This is a genomic window from Dactylosporangium darangshiense, from assembly GCF_039537565.1.
GTDB lineage: Bacteria > Actinomycetota > Actinomycetes > Mycobacteriales > Micromonosporaceae > Dactylosporangium > Dactylosporangium darangshiense.
The window spans coordinates 1-5,417 of sequence record NZ_BAABAT010000132.1 but is presented as its reverse complement, the minus strand read 5'-3'; the positions used below and the strand labels follow the sequence as shown (position 1 = coordinate 5,417).

Below are 5,417 nucleotides of genomic sequence, written 5' to 3'. Positions count from 1 at the left end.
CGAACAGCTCCTCGCCAGCATCTGGGCCGAACTGCTGCACCTGGACCAGGTCGGGGTCACCGACAACTTCTTCGACCTCGGCGGCCACTCACTGCTCGCCACCCAAGCCATCGCCCGCCTCGGCATCAACCTGCCCCTCGCCGCCCTCTTCGACCACCCCACCATCCAAGACCTCGCCCACACCATCGACACCACCACCAACACCAACGTCGTCGCGCCGATCACGCCCGCCGACCGCAGCCAACCACTACCCCTGTCCTACGCCCAGCAACGGCTGTGGTTCCTGGCCCAACTCGACCCCGACTCCACCGAATACCACCTGCCGACCCTGATCCCGCTACCCGACCCCGTCGACCCCGCGGTCGTGGCCCGCGCCCTGCACACCATCATCGAACGCCACGAAATCCTGCGCACCCGCATCATCACCGACCCCGACGGCATCCCCCATCAGGTCATCGACCCACCCACACCCCTACCCCTGGCCGTCAAAGACCTCACCGACCAACCCGACCCGATCGCCGCCGCGAAAACCGCACTCCTCGAAGACGCCCGCCAACCATTCGACCTCACCACCGGACCACTCATCCGCGCCACCCTGCTCCACCTCACCGACAACCGACACGTCCTCGCCCTATGCCTACACCACATCGTCAGCGACGAATGGTCCGGCCGCATCCTGCGCACCGAACTCGCCACCCTCAACCACGGCACCCCACTCCCACCCCTGCCCATCCAGTACGCCGACTACGCGACCTGGCAACGCCAATGGCTCACCGGCCACATCCTCGACACCCAACTCCAGTACTGGCGCACCCAACTCGCCAACCCACCCACCCTCCACCTCCCCACCGACCACCCACGCCCACCCATCCGGAGCAACGCCGGCGCCGAAGTCGCCTTCACCATCCCCGAACCCACCGCCACCGCCCTGCAGCAGCTCTCCCGCCAACACGGCACCACCATGTTCATGACCCTCATCGCCGCCTACGCCACCCTCCTGCACCGTCACACCGGCCAAAGCGACATCCTCATCGGCACACCCATCGCCAACCGCAACCATCCCGAAACCGAAAGCCTCATCGGCTTCTTCGTCAACACCCTGGCGCTGCGCAGCCGGTTCGACGACGACCCGCTGTTCACCGAGCTGCTCGCCCGCACGCGCACCACGGCCCTGGACGCGTACACCCACCAAGACCTCCCCTTCGAACAACTCGTCGACGAGCTCACCCCCACCCGCGACCGATCCCAAACCCCCCTCATCCAAACCTTCTTCAACTACGCCACCGACACCGCCATCGCGGGCCAGCCTGCGGGCGTCGTCACCGAAAGACCGGTGCTGTTCGATTTGACGCTGACCGTCGTCGAACACGGCGATGGCCTGCACGCGACATTCGAATACAGCACGGCGCTGTTCGATGCGGCGACAGTGCGTGAGTTGGGTGCGCGGCTGGGTTTGCTGTTGGCGGCGGTGGCGGCAGATCCGGATCGGCGGGTGTCGGACCTGGCGGTGCTGTCGCCGCAGGACCGGCTGCGGCTTGCGGAGTGGGACGCCGGGGCTCAGTTGGTGGTGCCGACGGTCGGCGGGGTCGAGGAACTGATTGCCGGGCCTGCGAACCAGCCGGCAGTCGAGGCCGACGGTGTAGTCCTCACCTACGGCGACTTGGACCGCCGGGCGAACCAACTGGCCTGGCACCTGCGCGAACTCGGCGTCAGCACCGAGACCATCGTCGGGATCCGACTGCCCCGAGGCATCGACGTCGTCGTGGCGGTGCTGGCGGTGTGGAAGGCCGGCGGCGCCTACCTACCCCTCGACCCCGACTACCCCACCGCCCGACTGACCGCCATGCAAACCGACAGCCACACCACCCTCGTCATCGACCCCACCTTCCTGACCGACCCCGCCATCGCCACCCAACCCCGCACCGCCCCACCGGCATGTGGGGTGTCCGGCCGGGCCGCCGCTGTCATCTACACCTCAGGCTCAACCGGCCAACCCAAGGGTGTCCTCGTCACGCACGACAACCTCATCGCCCTGCACACCGCCTGGACCCACACCCACACCACCCCCACCGAACACCACCGCTGGCTCAGCCTGACCAACATCAGCTTCGACGTCTTCACCGGCGACCTCATCCGCGCCCTCACCACCGGCAACACCCTCATCATCGGCCCGGCACGCCTGCAAACCGACCCCGCCGCGTTCGCCGCCTACCTGACCGAGCACCGCATCACCGCCCTGGAGTCGGCGCCCCGCTACCTCGACGACCTGACCGCGACCGCCGACGGGGCGACGTTGCAGGAATTGCGGCTGCTGATCGCTACCACCGATACGTGGCACACCCGGCCAGCAACCGCAACCCAGGCACTGCTGCCGCACACCCGGCTGCTCACCGCCTACGGCATCACCGAGACCTCAATCGACACTACCTACAGCCCGCTGACCCTGCCCCCGGCCGTGCACACCCCGACCCCGATCGGCCGGCCGCTACCCAACACCACCACGCACGTCCTGGACCGGCATCTCAACCCCGTCCCGCCGGGCGTCACCGGGGAACTGCACATCGGCGGGGCCGGGATCACGCGCGGGTATCTGCACCAACCCGCCCGCACCGCCGAACGGTTCATCCCCAACCCCTACGCCAGCGACGGCAGCCGCCTCTACCGCACTGGCGACCTCGCCCGCTGGCGGACCGACGGCCACCTCGACTTCCTCGGCCGCACCGACGACCAGGTCAGCATCCGTGGCCACCGCATCGAACCCGCCGAAATCCAGCACGCCCTCACTGCCCACCCGGCCATCACCACCGCCGTCGTCACCGCCCACGACCAGCAACTCACCGCCTACCTCATCGGCCCCGACGGCCTACCCCCCACCGACGAACTCCGCGCCCATCTCGGCCGCACCCTGCCCCAGCACATGATCCCCACCCACTACATCGAACTGGCACAGCTGCCGCTCACCGCCAACGGCAAGCTCGACCGCACTGCCCTGCCCGCACCTGGCAGCACCCGGCCCTACCTCACCACCACCTACCAGCTCCCCACCACTCCCACCGAAGAACTCCTCGCGCACATCTGGGCCGAACTGCTGCACCTCGACCAAGTCGGGGTCAGCGACAACTTCTTCGACCTCGGCGGACACTCCCTCCTCGCCACCCAAGCCATCACACGAACCCGCACCCACCTCAACATCGACCTGCCCCTCGCCACCCTCTTCGACCACCCCACCATCCACGACCTCGCCCACATCATCGACACCACCGTCAACCCGGCCAGCCCGCCGATCACACCCGCCGACCGGACCCAGCCACTACCCCTGTCGTTTGCACAGCAACGGTTGTGGTTCCTGGATCAGCTTGAGCCGGGGTCCACGGAGTACAACGTTCCGGCGGTGATGCCGCTGGCCGGCCCGATCGATCCGGCCGTCGTGGCCGATGCGTTGACGGCCGTGGTGGCACGGCACGAGACCCTGCGGACCCGGCTCGTGAGTGGACCGGACGGCGTCGCCTACCAGGTCATCGATCCCCCGGCCCCGGTCCCGCTGGAGGTCCTCGAGGCCGCCACCACCGACGACGCCCGCGCCCTGATCAACCAACACGCCCAAGCCGCGTTCAACCTCGCCACCGGCCCCCTACTCCGCGCCACCCTCATCCGCGTCAACGACCGCAACCTCCTCGCCTTGTGCATGCACCACGTGATCAGCGACGAATGGTCCGCCGCAATCCTGCACCGAGAACTGACCGCCCTGCTCGCAGATGCCGACACGGCACTGCCTGAACTGCCGGTGCAATACGCGGATTACGCTGTCTGGCAGCGTCAATGGCTCGCCGGCGAGATCCTGGACACCCAACTCGACTACTGGCGCACCCAGCTCGCGAACCCGCCCGTGCTGGAGTTGCCGACGGACCGGCCCCGCCCGGCGGTACGGTCAGCGGCCGGCGGCCTGGTCGAGTTCACGATCCCGGCCGACGTGACGACCCGACTACGGGAACTGTCCCGGCAAAACGGCACCACCATGTTCATGACCTTGACCGCCGCCTACGCCCTCTTCCTGGCCCGACACACCGGCCAAACCGACATCCTGATCGGCACCCCCATCGCCGGCCGCAGCCGCGCCGAAACCGAAGCACTGATCGGATTCTTCGTCAACACCCTCGTCCTACGCACCCAACTCGACGACGACCCCACCTTCGCAGAACTGCTGGCCCGCACCCGGACCACCGCCCTGAACGCCTACGCCCACCAAGACCTGCCCTTCGAACAACTCGTCGACGAACTCGTCCACCACCGCGACCGATCCCGCACCCCCCTCATCGACACCGTGTTCACCTACGCCGCCGACGGTGGTGGTGACGGTGGGGTGTGGGCGCCAGAGGGGTTGTCCGCGAAATGGGACCTGACCCTGACCGTCCTCGATGGCGGGCAGAGGCTGACCGCGGCCCTGCAATACAGCACCGCCCTGTTCGACGAGGCGACGGTGGCGGATTGGGCCGCCCGGTTCTCCGTGTTGCTGGCCGGGGCGGCCGCCGACGTGGATGCGCCGGTGTCGCAGCTGCCCGTGTTGGACGCCGCGCAGCAGGCGTGGCTGGCCGAGTGCAACGACACCGATGCGCCGACGCGTGCTGTGTCGATCGTGGAGGTGTTCGAGACCCAGGCGGCCACCCGCCCGGACGCGGTCGCCGTCGTCGACGGCCCACACAACCTCACCTACGCCCAGCTGAACGCAGCCGCGAACCGAGTCGCCCGGTCACTGATCGGAGCCGGCCCTGGGACAGTGGTCGCGGTCCGCATCCCCCGCAGCGCCGACCTGGTCATCGCCATGCTCGGTGTGCTCAAGACCGGCGCCGCCTACCTACCCATCGACGTGCACCACCCAGACGGACGCATCGACACCCTGCTGCACGACGCCGCCCCACACATCGTCCTCACCAGCGTCGACATCCCAGCCGAGGTCCCTGACCACAACCCCGACCGGTCGATCGACCCGGGGCTACCGGCCTATGTCATCTACACATCCGGGTCGACCGGCACCCCGAAGGGCGTCATCGTCGGCCACCGCTCAGTGACCGCGCTGATCGCCGCGACCACCGGCCGGTACGGGTTCGGACCCGACGACGTGTGGACCCTGTTCCACTCCCCGGCATTCGACTTCGCCGTCTGGGAACTGTGGGGGGCGCTACTGACCGGCGGCCGGGTCGTCATCGTCGGACACGACCAAGCCCGCGACCCCGCCACATTCACCACGCTACTCACCGAACAACACGTCACCGTGCTCAACCAGACCCCGTCCGCGTTCCGGCACCTCGGCCCGCTCCCACCCACCGTCCGGCTGGTCATCTTCGGCGGCGAGGCGTTGACCTACCAACCCGACCCGCAACCGGCGGTCGAGTTCGTCAACATGTTCGGGATCACCGAAA

General features: G+C 68.3%; 1 protein-coding gene. It reads left to right on the top strand.

Going from position 1 to position 5,417, the window contains the following annotated elements; translation table 11 throughout:
- A partial coding sequence (locus ABD901_RS58010; protein WP_345144855.1) for an amino acid adenylation domain-containing protein occupies positions 1-5,417 on the top strand: 5,417 nt, incomplete at both ends.